The organism is Rheinheimera pacifica (assembly GCF_900108485.1).
In the GTDB taxonomy this organism is placed as follows: Bacteria; Pseudomonadota; Gammaproteobacteria; order Enterobacterales; family Alteromonadaceae; genus Alishewanella; species Alishewanella pacifica.
In genome coordinates this window covers 136481-150229 of sequence record NZ_FNXF01000010.1, presented here as the reverse complement: position 1 = coordinate 150229, position 13749 = coordinate 136481, and the positions used below count along the sequence as shown (strand labels likewise).

Sequence of the window (13749 nt, the reverse complement as noted above, 5' to 3'; positions counted from 1 at the left end):
CAGAAACAACTGGTGGGCTATCTGGAAGGCGATGCAGCTGAAGAGAGTAAAGTGAATCAGGAAGCGGCCATTCGCAATCGTCTGCTGCAACAACTGCCTGATTACATGGTGCCGTCAGTTTTTGTCTGGGTGGACAGTTGGCCGGTATCCGTAAACGGTAAGCTAGACCGCAAGGCGCTGCCAGAGCCAACAGAAACCCGTTTCACCGGCACCTATGAAGCGCCGGAGACGGCCACTGAGGTGATGCTCACCCGGGTATGGGCGGTGTTGCTGGGCCGTGAGGCTGAGGATATCAGCGTTAGCATCAGCTTCTTTGCGCTGGGAGGCCATTCCTTGCTGGCGGTGCGTTTGGTGAATGCAATTCGGGAAGCGTTTGGGCGCAAGTTAGCGCTTCGTTCGGTATTTGAGTTGCCTACAATTCGCGAACAAGCCTTTGCTCTGGAAAATGCCAATGCAGGTGTCAATCGTCCTGCCGTTATCAGCTTGCCACGTCCTGAGAATGGCTTGATTCCTACATCATTTGCTCAGCAGCGATTTTGGTTTATAGATCGTCTACAAGGCGGCAGCAGTGAATACAATATTCCTGCAGCTTTTGAAGTTGATGGGCAGTTCGATATAACCCTTGCTCAAAATTGCATGCAACGCATCGTTGGACGTCATGCAATCCTGCGCACGGTATATTCCGACTCTATTCAGGGGCCGGTACAAATTGTAAAGAATAATTTTGCTATCAACCTGACAGTAACCGATTTTAGTCTACTGACAGATGCAGAACAAAGCGCACAGATCAAAAGCTTTCTGGTTACCGAAGCTGGCACGCCATTCGATCTGACAAACGACTTGATGGTACGGGTGAACTATCTGAAAGTCAGTTCGACTAAAGGCACTTTAGTTGTGAATATGCACCACATTGCGTCTGACGGTTGGTCTGTGCAGGTCATGATGCGTGAGTTTGTTACACTTTATTCTTCGGGGCTAAGCGAGGATGTCAGCGTATTGCCTGCACTGGATATTCAGTACGCAGATTATGCAATGTGGCAACACCAGTATCTAGGAGTCATCACTCAACACCAATTTAGTTATTGGAAGAATCAGTTAAGCGCCCTTCCTGTTGTTCATAATGTTCCACTGGACTTTAAAAGACCAGAATATCAAAGCCATCGCGGCGCCCTTGTAAGCAGACGACTTGGTCGTGGAGTGTCCTCTGGACTGAAAATATTGGCACAAAGCAACGGTTTGACACCATTTATGCTTTCTCATGCGGTGGTGGCATTGGTGTTAGCTAAACACAGTGATAATTCCGATATTATTATTGGAACACCAGTGGCCAATCGCCTGAACGATGAATTATCACCTTTGATTGGCTGTTTTGTGAATACATTGGTTCTACGAGTAAACACTGAGCATGAAGACTTTTTGAGTTATCTGTCTCATGTGAAGCAAACTCATATGGAAGCTCAGGATAATCAGGACGTACCGTTTGAAAAGCTGGTTGAGCACTTAAATGTGACTCGCAGTAATGCTCATACGCCTGTTTTCCAAATCATGCTTTCTAATAATGCTGAGTATTCAAACGTTGTTGATATGCAGCAGGTTCCGCTTGAGTTGCCTGATGTCAGACTAACAATGCAGTCACCACAATCGGTTACAGCAAAATATGATCTAAGTATAGATATTAGTTTCAATGAAGATAATCTGCATGTGGGCTGGCAGTACGACACCGCATTGTTTACTCAAGAACATATTGAGCAAATGCAGGAGCATTTGTGTAATAGTTTCATTCAGCTTGCTTCGCTTGAGAACGTTAATACCCTCCAATTGGAAGATGTTGTCTTGTCCAGTGAAAAGGAGTTAGCACTGCTGCAAGAGGGACTCAATAGCACCGTGGTGGCAAGCGCAACGGATACGAGTATTCAAGGGTTATTCGAACGGCAAGTGGAGTGCAAACCTGATGCTATAGCTCTCATTTGTGGGGAGCGAAAGCTTAGCTTCCAAGAGTTAAATCGAAAAGCCAACCAACTGGCGAATTTCCTCAGGGAAGAGCACCAAGTTGGCAAAGATACCCTCGTGGCGCTTTATGTTAATAGAACCATCGAGATGGTCGTAGGAATTCTTGGAATCATGAAGGCCGGCGGCGCGTATGTGCCGCTGGATCCTGCTTACCCGGATGGGCGTTTGAGCTATATGCTTGAAGACAGTCGCGCTAAACTGGTTCTGACTCACTCCGGCGTCAACTCTCCAGTGTTTGATGGCCTCAAAGTATACAACTTGGATGACGCCAGTCTTTATACCGATCGCCCAGTAGCAAACGTTACACCTGAAAGTGGTTATGATGCTGATGCCGCAGCCTATGTTATATACACGTCTGGCTCTACCGGAAAACCCAAAGGTGTTCTTGTGGAACAGCGTAATGTACTCAACTTTTACAGCTCATTTAATATCCTGATGCGGCAAATGGGAGCTCTACAAAGCAACTGGCTGTGGCATGGCAGTTTCTCATTTGATGCATCTGTAAAGGGCATTTTGAAACTGTGTTCTGGAAATACGGTGGTGCTGACTGGAGATGTTCAGAGCTCGGATGTCACCAAGCTTATTACTTTAATGCAGGAACACAATATCGATGTGTTGAATGTTACACCAGCGCTGGTACCGCCTTATCTTGATGCGCTTGAAAAGAATAATGCCCTGGCTGTGCACTTTTTAGTAGGCGGTGAACATCTGTCTGAACAACTGGCGCAAAGAATGTATGCTTATACTCACGCGCGCAATAAACGCACTGTGAACTGTTATGGTCCCACAGAAACTACCATCAATGCCTCATGGTCATTTATCGAAAAGGACATGCCAGTTTCTATTGGTCGTCCGCTTAACAATACTCAAATGTATGTGCTGGATGGTAAAGGCCAGCTAGCGCCTTACGGTGCGGTGGGCGAGTTATTTATTGGAGGTAAAAGTGTTACAAGAGGCTATCTTAACAAACCGGAGCTAACGGCTCAGAGGTTTATAGATAACCCTTGGTACAGTGAAGAGCTCCCGGGAAGCAGTGCTCGCTTATATCGGACGGGTGATTCGGTTCGTTATTTGGGTGATGGAAATTTACAGTTTCTGGGCCGTAAAGATGACCAGGTAAAATTGCGCGGTTACCGAATTGAACTTGGGGAAATAGAAAACGAACTTGTATCTTGTAAAGGTATATATCGCGCAGTAGTTAAGCTTAACGGGGAAGGGAAAAATCAGAAAATCGTTGCCTACCTTGAATGTGAAAGTAGCGTGCTGTCATCGTCTGAACATAACGAGTTGGAATCTACTATCAAAGCATCTCTCAGGTCTCAGTTACCCGAATATATGCTTCCTAGCTTTTATATTTGGTTGGAAGAGTGGCCTTTGCTGCCAAGTGGTAAGCTCAATTACAGCCTGTTACCCAGCGTTGAGGCATCGTTATCAGTGGAAGACTACCAGAAGCCTGAAACAGAGACGGAACAAAAATTGGTGGAAATATGGGCAGACCTGCTTCAGATCGATAGCAACAAACTGAGTATGAGAGCAAACTTCTTTGAGCTTGGAGGCCACTCTATACTGATCTTGCAATTAGTAACCCAAGTGAATAGCAGCTTTACCGTTAAACTTAGTGTCAGGGATGTATTCAAGTTGCCTGTATTGAGAGACATGGCTCAGTTAATTGCTCGCAATGACGTTGCAAATGTCACTGATTGGCAACCATTGACTGCATTGAATAATGTTGCTGACAGTGAACATCACTTGTATGTGGTTCCAGGCGTAGGTGGGATATCAGTTACCATGCTGCCACTGGCAATAGAATTCAAAGAAAGTGTTCAACTAACCCTATTAGACAACCGAGGCCTGAATCATGAACTGAAGCCATATGAGAGTTTGCAGCAACAAGTAGATGAATTCGTCCACGCCGTTGAGTCAAATCAGCCCCAAGGCAAGGTTATTCTCGTTGGGCACTCTTTCGGCGGCACGGTAATTTTCGAAATGGGGTTGAGTCTGGAGCGTCGGGGCCGCGAAGTGCAGCTCATTCTGCTTGATAGCGTATTGTCGCCTGTGGCTCGGACGTTGATAGATAGTAGGGAGAAAAAGCTCATTCAGTTAAGCAACCTCTGGAATCTGAGTTTCGCTGATAACTTCCCGGCTGATGAGGAATCCGACACTGTTTATGAGTTGGTGAGACAGAAGCTAGTCAAGTTACAGTTAGTTGACGAAGAAAACTCCGATGCACTTCTACAAAGGTACTTGTATGTTTTCGGCAAGCAGAGTCAATGGTTGCACCAGTATCAGCCTGAGACAAGATTGAAAGGGAAGGTGAGCTTGATTCACTGTGCTGACGGGCCATACACGGGTTTTGACAGAGAATCATTACTAGCTCGTATTCAAAGTTCTGTTGAAAACAAGGTATCGGTCACCGAAGTGTCTGGTGATCATCACAGTATGTTACGTAAACCCCATAGCAAGGAATTGGCAGCTGCAATTTTCGAACAGCTGAATAACAAGGAATATAAAAAATGAGTGACTTGCAACTAAACATTAGTGAACTGCCGGGTCCCACATTCATGTACTCGGGATTGTCAAAGGACAACGTAGCGTCGGTACAAAACAAACACTTGGTAGCGAATCCATTAAAGTTTGCTCAGCTGTCATTGCAAAGAATGCGGTTATTGTTGGATGAGGGGGTGCCTCAGGTTATCTTTCCGCCCCACCGAAGACCAGATATGCAGGCGTTGGAAGTCTGTGGCTTTACAGGCGACATGAGTCATATGATTAGCAGTGCAGATAAATTTTCAAACGGTTATCTGGAGTCGCTGCTAGCAGCCTCTTCGGTATGGACCGCCAACGCCGCCACAGTAACCCCTAGCGCAGATAGTGAAGATGGTAAAGTCCATATCACTACCGCAAACCTCAACAGTCATTATCACAGATCTATTGAAGCCAGTCAGACCCATGCAAAACTGGCCCGATTATTTTCCGATGACAAATTTTTCTGTTTGCACCAGGCATTACCCGGTCACAGTAGGTTTAGTGATGAAGGGGCCGCAAATCATATGCGCTTTCACGTTGAGGCTGAAAATCGAGGACTGAATGTGTTCGTTTATAGCAACGATCCAGATAACCCAGAATTTGTACAGGGCAGACAGACTCTATGGGCGTCAAAGGCCATCTGTCAACTCCATGCTTTGCCTGATAGCAAGGTACTGCTACAAAAACAGTCAAAAGAGGCCATCAGCAGAGGGATATTTCACAACGATATCATTTCCATGAACTCCCATGATTTACTAGTTTTTCACCAACAGGCTTATGAGGATCATGAATCGCTGATCGAAAAATTGATGGCTCAGGGTATATGTTGCGTAGAAATCAAAGCGGAAGAGTTTAGCCTGGAGCACGCTCTGAAAACTTATTTTTTTAACTCAGAGTTTATTTCAGGCAAAGACGGCGGCCTTGTGTTGGTAATGAGCAAAAGCTGTCAACACGATGCAAAAGTACAGGTTCAGTTAGACCGTATCCAAACAGCATATAGCAAAGAAATAAAAACCATGTATGTAGATTTAGATGACAGTCTTAGAAACGGTGGCGGACCGGCATGTCTGCGATTGAGAGTGCAGCTAAATCAGGAGCAATTTTCTGCTATCCCATCGCAATTCTTGCTGACTCAAAACAAACTGGAGGCTTTGCAGGAAGTAGTGACGCGATTTTATCGAGAGTCACTGTCCTATGAAGATGTGTTGACCGAAATTTTTCAACGCAACCTGCAGCCAGTTTACACAAAATTGGAACAGATTTTGGGTTGGAACCACAATTAATTCAGATTTTACTTCAATAGGTTGTTAAAGGAGCCAACATTATGATCAAGCCACAAGTTAATCGACGTGCCAGAGGCCAAAAAAGTAACGGAAGCGGACTAAAAGACCTGGTTAGGATTAGTCCTTTAAACGGAGATTCAAACTTAGTTATGGTGATAGAACCAGAGATAGAAGGAATAAATCTCCCCAATTGGATCGGACAAAATGGGGAAAAGATGAACGAGCTCGTACACAAACACGGCGTCGTATTGTTTCGCGGATTTGATACCAAAAAGGACGAAGATGGTATTGCCATCAGCGCCAGTCTTCCCTGGCAAAAAGAAGAGACTAGTGCTTGGGAAAACACGGCACCAAGACACAAGGTTCGTGAGAATGTGTATGTCGCTTCCACAATACCTAAGACTGAATCTATTTTCTTTCATTCAGACCACTCTCAATCTGCCTATTATGCCGAAAAAGTTTCCTTTTTTTGCGCCCAGGCACCAGAGGAGGGTGGAGAAAATCCCTTTGTAGATAATCGTATAATACTTGCAAAAATGGATCCTGAGATCAGAAAAACCTTTAAAGAAAAGGGATGGCGTTTAGTCAGAAATATTCATGAAACCCTTGGAGTAAATTTTAGAGATTCATTCTGGGATAGAAGCAAAGAGGAAGTCGAAGAGTTTTGTCGAGCCGAAGATATTATCCTTGAGTGGCATGGCGAAACGGTAAAAACAAGTTGGACACGTGCGGCCATCGTCGAACACCCTTTGACTGGAGAAGAGTCCTGGTATAACCATATTGCATTCTGGCATATTGCAGCATTGCCAGATCAGGTCCGTGAAAATATGCTCGCCCAGTTTGGTCTGGAAGGTATGCCCTTTAATGTATTATATGGTGATGGAACAGTGATTCCTGACGAGGTCATACATCATATTCGCGACCTTATGGTTGCTCATCAGGAATCTTTCAGTTGGCAAAGTGGTGATTACGTCATCGCTGACAACATTCTTACCAGTCACGGCAGAACGCCGTACAAAGGTGATAGAAAGTCGAGAATAAATCTTTTCAATCGAACAAGAAGACCGGTTTTTAAACCTGTACTAAATAACTGTTCCAAACAGTAGATCACCAAAACGAGGAACTCAATGCGGTTTACGCGATCAGACCAGTCGCCAAACAAAACCAACCAACAACCGCATTGAGTATGAACAAGATAGCATCTTTGCACGGCGCAGAAACCCGCCGTTTGAAGAAAATTATCCATAAAACCCGTGATAAAGACCTTTGCCGTAGAGCAACTGCGGTGTTGCTGGTACTAAAAGGTAAGGCTAAAGCTGAAGTAGCCAGACTATTGCAAGCTGGACGCTCATCAGTGAATCGCTGGATTACGTGGTACGAAGCAGCAGGAATTGATGGTTTCACAAACCAACGCACAGGCCGACCGCCAACATGCAGCACCATTCCCGGGAGGCGGTCATGGCTTGCAGCGGGTGTATCAGAGTTAGGAACGGTTATTTAGGCTAATCTGACAGACTCCGTGAAAAACTGGTAACTGTCAGTGTAGTGGCACACTAAATTTGGCCACCTGATTAGAGGTGTTATGATCCACCTCGTATGACATTAGGTGACATGATGAACAAAAAAACAAGACCTACATTCAGCCCGGAATTTCGTCTCGAATGTGCTCAGTTAGTCGTTGACCAGGGCTATTCCGTTGCTAAAGCCGCCCAGGCAATGAATGTTGGCAAATCGACGATGGATAAGTGGGTTCGCCAGCTGCGTGAAGAGCGTGCCGGTGTTCGGCCTAAAGCCACGCCGATGACGCCAGAGCAATTAAGAATTCGTGAGTTAGAGAAGAAAATTAGGGATTTAGAAATAGAAAAGGACATATTAAAAAAGGCTACAGCTCTCTTGATGTCGGACTCCCTGAACAATTCGAGATAATTGGGAAACTCAAGCAGAGCTACACCGTGACACGGTTGTGTCAGGTCTTTGGAGTCCATCGCAGCAGTTTTAAGTACTGGAAGCAAAGGCCGACAGCCATTAAGCCTGAGCATGTGCAGAAGCTGAGCAAAGTAAAAGAGCTGTTTAACGCCAGCCGTGGCTCTGCTGGGGCACGTAGCATCGCTGAAATGGCAACTGCCCAAGGTGTGAAGCTCAGCCGCTATCTGGCGGCTAAATACATGCGGTTACTGGATGTAGAAAGCTGTCAGCAGCCCCGGCATTCGTATAAAAAGGGCGGTGCTGAGCATGTCGACGTTCCAAACCTGCTTGACCGGCAGTTTGCTGTGGTGGAGCCTAATCAGGTGTGGTGCGGCGATGTGACATACATTTGGACAGGTAGCCGCTGGGCGTATCTGGCTGTTGTGATGGACTTATTTGCCAGAAAGCCGGTGGGCTGGGCAATGTCGTTCTCACCGGATAGTGAGCTGACATGTAAAGCGCTAAGCCATGCGTTTGAATCACGGGGTCGGCCTGAGGGTGTGATGTTCCACTCTGACCAAGGCAGCCATTACACGAGTCGTAAGTTCAGGCAATTACTCTGGCGCTGTCAGATAACGCAAAGCATGAGTCGACGCGGTAACTGCTGGGATAACAGCCCGATGGAGCGCTTCTTCAGAAGTTTAAAGACTGAATGGGTGCCAACGGCAGGTTATGGCTCTTTTGCTCAGGCGGAGCGTGAAATACTGGAGTATATGCTGGGCTATTACAGCCAGCTCAGGCCACATCACTATAACGGTGGTTTGGCCCCAAACGAAACCGAGCGCAGATATTAGCTTGGCTATAAAGATGTGGCCAAAATTAGTTGACCATTACACAGATCAAGTCTGAGCTAGTACAGCTAATCTTAGTCAAAAAGTGGCTGCGTAGTTGCGCAGCCCTCTGAAAACATATAACAGTTGTTGATTAGAAATCTTCGTCTTCAGGGACAAAGTCAATCAATAAAATCACCCTATCTTCTTCCGTACGATTCCATGCTTCATGTTCAAGTCGGTCATCAAATATAAATACCGTACCTTCTTCCCAACGTCTGACTTCATCTAATGAGCGAAGGGCAACATCCCCCTCTGGAATAATCAGGCCTAGATGCATTCTCAGAAAATTACCCTGATAGCCTTCGTGTGGCTGAAGTTCAGTGCCGGCAGATAGTCTGGAAAAGCCCGCAACGCCGTGGTTGGGAATATGATCTCGAATCAAATCTCGTGTAAAGCTACACATCGCAGCAAAGGGCACTTCTCTTCCGTAAGGAAAATCGTAGATACCAAAGCTTTCCCAACCTTTGTTATAAAGGTTGGTTTCAGGCCATGCCATCATCTTATTTTTAATACGAAGGTACTCATCCCTTATCTTTTCCCAGTTTTCTTCAAAAACCTCTACGAAGGGATATTCACTAACATCTCTGAAACTCATCATTTGTCCTTGTTGTCTTTATAATCAGTGCAACTTTCCAACACATAACTTGGTATTTCGTAAATTTACTTAAAAACTATATCTTTATAGCTTTTTCTCTATACTGTCAATAATTTTTATATGTCGTGAAGTTCTGGAAGATCTGCATGGATAATTAAGTAAAACTTATTGTTTTAATTAAAATATTTTAATAGGCTAGGATTTCAGGTTTACAACTGATTGAATAGGACTAGGATTGCGCTTGACATGTTGGTCTGGTTAAGTGGTCCAGACAAATACTTATCCAACAAATTATTCATTTATCATGCATCAGTGAGAAGTAATGTAATGAAAAAGTATGACTGGTTGAAGGTGTTACGCCCAAAGATGAATCCAAGATTGCGCCTGTTTTGTTTTCCTTATGCAGGTGGAAGTTCTGCAATATACACAGCCTGGCTTAAGCTGCTGGATGCCGATATAGAGCTTATAGCGATTCAGTTACCGGGAAGAGCAGAACGAATTCACGAGGCGCCGGTAGATGAAATGGATAAGCTAACCAATGGCATCTTGGTCGAACTGCAAAATTTACAAGATATACCCTTTGCATTCTTTGGACATAGTATGGGGGCGAGAATTGCGTATGCATTAAGTTTAAAAATGCAAACATTAGGCAATCGTTTACCTGATCGACTTATTTTGTCAGCACATGGTGCTCCAGGAGCAAATAAAAAGCCGAAAATGCTTCATACATTACCTGATGATGAGTTGATTTCAGAATTAAGGCTTATGAACGGAACATCAAAAGAACTGCTGAAAAATAAGGAGCTAATGAGTTTTATGTTGCCCATGATCAGAGCTGATTTTAAAGTGGCGTGCCAGAAGATTGATTCTGATGCAAAGCTGCCTTGTACTGCAAGTGTGGTTAGTGGCACTGAAGATTTTGACATAAAATATCATGAGCTTGAAGCTTGGGGAGACTGCTTTAAATCTACACTTGATATTCACCTGATGGCTGGCGATCATTTCTTTATCAATAAAAATACCGGAACATTACTGTCGATAGTAAATTCGATATTGGCACCATAGTATAAAAAACATCTGTACAAGTGGCTTGAGGAATCCCCTCAAACAACTAACTAAATAACTGATCCTAACTCTGATACACCCGCTGCAAGCCATGACCGCCTCCCGGAAACGGAGCAGCGTTATCCATAAAATGTTCAACCTGCTCCAGTAAATCATCCATCGTTTTGCAAGAGTGATTGCGCGTGATGGTCGCGTGCAAGGTAAGCGTCTCTTCTAGAACGGCTTAGTTACATGACGCTCAACAGCTTCAACACCGTTCCCCGTGAATGCGGGGATAAACCGAAATTAAACCCGTTTAACAGGCTTTTAAACACCAGTTCCCCAGAAAAGCAGGGATAAATTGCAGATAAACACAGAGTACTTGCGGTAACTGATTTTATTGCAGGCACGTGGAGCTATATGTTCGGAAATAGCTAAACTGGTGAGATGCTGTGGGACTTATGAGGCTGCATCTTACTTAAGCACGTTTAAACAGCTGTATGCGATCAATACCAAAACCATCAATTTGTATTAATGATCCCTTACTCGATCAATAGGCCGTCAGATTTGACAACATTTTCAGAGAGAAAATAGATGAAAAAGAATAAGCCGGTAACAGCCCAGCCTGATGTGCTTCGAATGGTGCATTTCATTTTAAAAAAAGCCGAAAAGAGGGTGAACTTCAGTGTAACTGAAGCATCCTGAGATTCAGAACTAAATGGGATTGGTGATTATAGAATTGCAGAAATTTTACGAGAAGTGTGCTTGGAATCAAATGGTCCTGATTCAAAGTTTAAATTAACAGATCCGGCAGGAAACAGCTGGTCTCACCAAGGGCGTTGGTCCCTGAAACCCGAGGCATACTTTGGGTATCTGTCATACTTATCGAACGTCAATGCTGAGCATGCGAATAAAAATGCAAAAATAGCCATTTGGTTAGCGATAGCCACTTTAATTGTAACAACAGGCCTTGGAATTTTGGGTATCTGCTTGGGTTAGGTTAGGTATAGTCAATGAATTGAACGGCGCTAATATGCAGGCTGCCGTAACAGGAATCGAACCAGCAGTGATAACAGGCTCTGCAGCCTGTACTAGCTTGCTGTGGTGCTATCTGTGGTACCAAAATGTTTTGGGTTTTGCCGTATACAGCATCCTGAACATTTCAGGTAGGCTGTGCCAGTTGTAAATTTTTGGCATTTACCGAGACGGTGAGAGTGTTCAAGATTTCTTGCTGCGCTTTTTTTGCATGTTTTTGCCAAGCTTTTTCACTTGATATATCCACTCTGTGGGTAAACTTTACGCTAAGGTAATAATTCTTATCAAGAGGCAGGCAATATACATCGGAGTATGTGGCATGTTGCCCCCTTCGTTCCTGATAAAATACCCAGTCAAAGCCGTTTATTGAGATTACTTTTGCTGGAGCCAGACTTTCATAGCCGAAGCGTTCTATTTGTAACCTACAGTCGTCTTTCAGACGATCTAGGCGGCCGGTGGCGCCGCGTAAAGCAGCCTCTTCAGCCTCTTGTTTTAATCGTTGTTGTTGCCGAGTATTCCAGCCAAGGCCATGACAATTACCCTCGGGCCCTATGGTGTCAGAATTGTAATGTGCATCGTAGGCAGCAATAACATAGTCCGCCAGTTGTTGCCGGTTTTGCGTGTTTATCGTCTCGGGGGCTTTATTAAGTGCTAATTGCAACCATAGGACGCCAAGCTCACTGTTTTCGCCGCGTAATATTGGAGAAAGATAACACCAACCTTCGGTATGAATGTGAACCTGGAAGTTGTGCATATTTTGCCTTGCATATTTTTCAAACCAGCCTTTAGTACGAAACGGGATATTTAGCCGGCGCGGTGGCTCTTCGGACGCGATATTTGAATAGGGCAGGGTGAAGTCAAGTTGGAATTCGTCCAGCTGAAAAGACAGCTGTTGTTGCCGACTAAAATCTGGACCACCTGCGAACCCCTGCCATAAATATTTTACCAGTTGCATTTGTTAACCTGTATGTTTGTCAATATAACGCTGCACCTGAGCAGCTCTTTTATGCTGGCCGAACATGCGGAGTTGCTCTTTGTAAGTTTCAATACCCAAATAAGGTAGAGTGTGTGGGCTTACTCCAGGCTCAGAGTCTTTACCGAAGACTAAACCACAAAATTTAATACTGCGGCATAAACTACTTGCAGATAAGTCATTGCCACCGGCAAGGTTAGGCACCAAGTCGAAGGGGTTGTTTCTTACGGCTACCACTTTAACACCAAGCGACGTTGCAATTTGACTGAGCTTTGTCACATTTGCGCCACTACCATGAATGGCCAGCTGTTGAGATGTCAGCGGGCTACCATAATTAGCGCGGTAATGTACTAAGGCAGCGTTAAATATAATTGCGCCTTGGCTGTGTGCAACCCATTTAATGGCTTTACCTGTTTGTTGGGCCTGAGCCAAAACCGCAGCAAGGTGTTGAGCATTGTGCGATTTTGTGCGGCTGAGTTTATCGAACAGGCATTCGGTTAAATCAAGTTTCCAGCCGTCACTGGGGTTATGGAATAAAGTATAGCCTTTAATGCCATCAGTTGAATATGCCGCCTGAGCATGGGCACCCAATAACCAGGCAGCCCTTTCAACTTCGTTTTGCATGCCATTAACAGCTGCATGTTCGGTGTTGATACGTGTTACGGGTTCATCAAGCTGCCAGGCACCCTGTATGGCCTCGATCTCTCCACGTCCTTTCGCGCCATCATAATTATGCTGTGAAGTACGCCTCACGCTGTAAAGCATAGTCCGTTCTGCTGCGCAATTTTGCTTCGCGCCATACAGGCTGCGGTCGAAATAAATATCATCGATTACAACTTGGCCTGAGCCTGTGGTTTTATACTCCACCAAATAGTGATAACTGCGAAACGGATAACGTGACCGGTATAGGCGGCGGAACGGGTTCAAGCTATGTTTTGTTGAATACGTGGTGCTGGGATAGCGGGTGACATAATCGATTTCTTTCATAACTTGTTGTTGGTCATAGTCATTAAGACTAGCTAGCATAATTAATGCCTGATGAGTCAATTGCCATCGGTTCACTACGAACTGAGAAGGTAGGCGAATATTATATTCCCGCGCTACTTGTTGATCTAAACCAGCGTGATTGTATGCTTGAACTTTACCGGCATGTCTCCAGCTCATCCGTGTGCTCCTTATGTGTATTTGTGAGTAAAAACTTACCATATAAACATATATTTTACAAATAAGTTTCAAACTGTTTCGAGCTTTAAGAGCACAGCTATTCGGCAACGAATAACTCGATTTAGCTTATCTACATTTTGACACTTTAATCGGCAACTATGCGATCAATGCCAAAATTATCAATTTGTACTAATGATCCAATACTCGATCAATGACCTGTCATATTTGACGACATTTTGCGCTGAGCTCCGGTAAATAATCTATCCGCGATAAATTTCGGCAAAAAGTCGTCAAAAGGAGGTGCAAATAATGGATCAAGCC

9 protein-coding genes and 1 pseudogene are annotated in these 13749 nt (G+C 44.6%); 6 read left to right on the top strand and 4 right to left on the bottom strand.

Annotated elements, in window-relative coordinates; genetic code table 11:
* Positions 1 to 12 precede the first annotated feature (12 nt).
* From BLW68_RS13645 to BLW68_RS13625, 5 genes are all read left to right on the top strand, one after another.
* Positions 13 to 4527 carry a non-ribosomal peptide synthetase gene (locus BLW68_RS13645; protein WP_092794332.1) on the top strand — a complete coding sequence of 1505 codons (4515 nt, stop codon included), beginning with the start codon at positions 13 to 15 and terminating at the stop codon, positions 4525 to 4527.
* The gene (locus BLW68_RS13640) at positions 4524 to 5819 is read left to right on the top strand and encodes an N-succinylarginine dihydrolase (protein WP_092794327.1); all 1296 of its coding nucleotides are present in this window, start codon (positions 4524 to 4526) and stop codon (positions 5817 to 5819) included. The genes BLW68_RS13645 and BLW68_RS13640 overlap by 4 nt, the downstream gene beginning before the upstream one ends.
* A 41-nt stretch (positions 5820 to 5860) precedes the next feature.
* Entirely contained in the window at positions 5861 to 6925 is a 1065-nt protein-coding gene (locus BLW68_RS13635) for a TauD/TfdA family dioxygenase (RefSeq protein WP_092794321.1), read from the top strand.
* A gap of 80 nt (positions 6926 to 7005) precedes the next feature.
* A complete protein-coding gene (locus BLW68_RS13630) occupies positions 7006 to 7320 on the top strand; it encodes a helix-turn-helix domain-containing protein (protein ID WP_218141371.1) in 315 nt (104 codons plus the stop codon).
* Positions 7321 to 7433: 113 nt separating this feature from the next.
* A protein-coding gene (locus BLW68_RS13625; protein ID WP_425438501.1) for an IS3 family transposase occupies positions 7434 to 8578 on the top strand; the annotation gives its coding sequence in 2 pieces (ribosomal slippage) (positions 7434 to 7701 and positions 7701 to 8578; 1146 coding nt in all).
* A 130-nt stretch (positions 8579 to 8708) separates the two neighbouring features.
* Here the strand turns inward: BLW68_RS13625 and BLW68_RS13620 are convergent.
* Positions 8709 to 9212, bottom strand: a complete 504-nt coding sequence (locus tag BLW68_RS13620) for an aspartyl/asparaginyl beta-hydroxylase domain-containing protein (RefSeq protein ID WP_177172245.1) — start codon at positions 9210 to 9212, stop codon at positions 8709 to 8711.
* Positions 9213 to 9539: 327 nt separating this feature from the next.
* On the opposite strand from BLW68_RS13620, the gene BLW68_RS13615 reads away from it, so the two are divergent.
* Positions 9540 to 10277, top strand: a complete 738-nt coding sequence (locus BLW68_RS13615) for a thioesterase II family protein (protein ID WP_177172244.1) — start codon at positions 9540 to 9542, stop codon at positions 10275 to 10277.
* A 64-nt stretch (positions 10278 to 10341) separates the two neighbouring features.
* Here BLW68_RS13615 and BLW68_RS21425 read toward each other — a convergent pair.
* The 3 genes and pseudogenes from BLW68_RS21425 to BLW68_RS13600 form a co-directional block, all read right to left on the bottom strand.
* A pseudogene (locus BLW68_RS21425) lies at positions 10342 to 10476 on the bottom strand (IS630 family transposase); the annotation flags it as partial.
* 942 nt (positions 10477 to 11418) lie between these two features.
* The gene (locus BLW68_RS13605; RefSeq protein WP_092794312.1) at positions 11419 to 12246 is read right to left on the bottom strand and encodes a hypothetical protein; all 828 of its coding nucleotides are present in this window, start codon (positions 12244 to 12246) and stop codon (positions 11419 to 11421) included.
* A gap of 3 nt (positions 12247 to 12249) precedes the next feature.
* Positions 12250 to 13428, bottom strand: coding sequence for a hypothetical protein (locus BLW68_RS13600; protein ID WP_092794308.1), 1179 nt, complete (start codon positions 13426 to 13428; stop codon positions 12250 to 12252).
* Between the last annotated feature and the right edge of the window lie 321 nt (positions 13429 to 13749).

Bases quoted from the DNA above. Each gene is read 5' to 3' on its own strand.
- BLW68_RS13640 (WP_092794327.1), top strand. From the start codon at position 4,524: ATGAGTGACTTGCAACTAAACATTAGTGAACTGCCGGGTCCCACATTC.
- BLW68_RS13635 (WP_092794321.1), top strand. From the start codon at position 5,861: ATGATCAAGCCACAAGTTAATCGACGTGCCAGAGGCCAAAAAAGTAAC.
- BLW68_RS13630 (WP_218141371.1), top strand. From the start codon at position 7,006: ATGAACAAGATAGCATCTTTGCACGGCGCAGAAACCCGCCGTTTGAAG.
- BLW68_RS13620 (WP_177172245.1), bottom strand. From the start codon at position 9,212: ATGAGTTTCAGAGATGTTAGTGAATATCCCTTCGTAGAGGTTTTTGAA.
- BLW68_RS13615 (WP_177172244.1), top strand. From the start codon at position 9,540: ATGAAAAAGTATGACTGGTTGAAGGTGTTACGCCCAAAGATGAATCCA.
- BLW68_RS13605 (WP_092794312.1), bottom strand. From the start codon at position 12,246: ATGCAACTGGTAAAATATTTATGGCAGGGGTTCGCAGGTGGTCCAGAT.
- BLW68_RS13600 (WP_092794308.1), bottom strand. From the start codon at position 13,428: ATGAGCTGGAGACATGCCGGTAAAGTTCAAGCATACAATCACGCTGGT.